Raw genomic sequence first — 708 nt, forward strand, 5'->3', positions numbered from 1 at the left:
AACGATTGCATCAGCGCCGTGCGCCCCTCAAAAGGGCGCATGGACGTCTGATGCGGTGTTGGGCGCCGTACAGTGGTGTTTTTATTTTTTTATTCTTTGTAGTGCGGAATCTCTAAATGATCCCGCTGCCGCTGATAAAATAAAAACCTCCCCGTTAAGAAAAAGCCTTGTCGTTGGTTTCCCACCAACGCAGGAGCTTTTTTAGGGGAGACACGTCCCGGCGATGACCGGAATGCTGTGCTGCCGATCCTAGCTTTTACATTTTTCTTCTTTTCCAGGATCGGTGGATTTGGTCACGCATTTCCGGTCACCGACGGCGGGCGGGACGTATTTTTTTATTTCGTCCCGCCCGCCGTCGGCAAAAACACGACCACCGGCCTTTTACCTGGATCGATTGCCGCAGCCCTTCCTGCTTTTTGGTCGGTCGATCCCAACCATTTTCCGTTTCATGCTGTTGGCTAGCTGCTTTTGCTTCTCAGCAACGCACGCGTGCCGCTCTCTCGGCGGTTCACTTAAGCTCACTTACCGCTCCGTCCGGTGAGCACCACGCTTTCTTCTGGCTATCTCTTGAAGAAACGCTAGCCAACAGCATGATTCCTTATTTTTTGGATCGACCAGCCGTTCTGCGGGCTGCGGCGATCGTGCCTTATTTCCACCGGTGGTCGGGGTGAAAACCCCAGTGTGTTTTTGTCGCGTATGGCGCCCAAC

The 708-nt window shown here is 53.2% G+C and carries 2 protein-coding genes; both read left to right on the forward strand.

The window, feature by feature from the left end; translation table 11 throughout:
• Positions 1-205, forward strand: a 205-nt coding sequence (locus DRW39_RS22750) for a hypothetical protein (protein WP_232830225.1), incomplete at its 5' end; no start/stop codon positions are given.
• Between the two features lie 32 nt (positions 206-237).
• A complete protein-coding gene (locus tag DRW39_RS22450; protein WP_157976314.1) occupies positions 238-462 on the forward strand; it encodes a hypothetical protein in 225 nt (74 codons plus the stop codon).
• The last annotated feature ends 246 nt before the right edge of the window (positions 463-708 follow it).

It is taken from the genome of Lewinella sp. IMCC34191 (assembly GCF_003390935.1).
Classification (GTDB): Bacteria; Bacteroidota; Bacteroidia; order Chitinophagales; family Saprospiraceae; genus Neolewinella.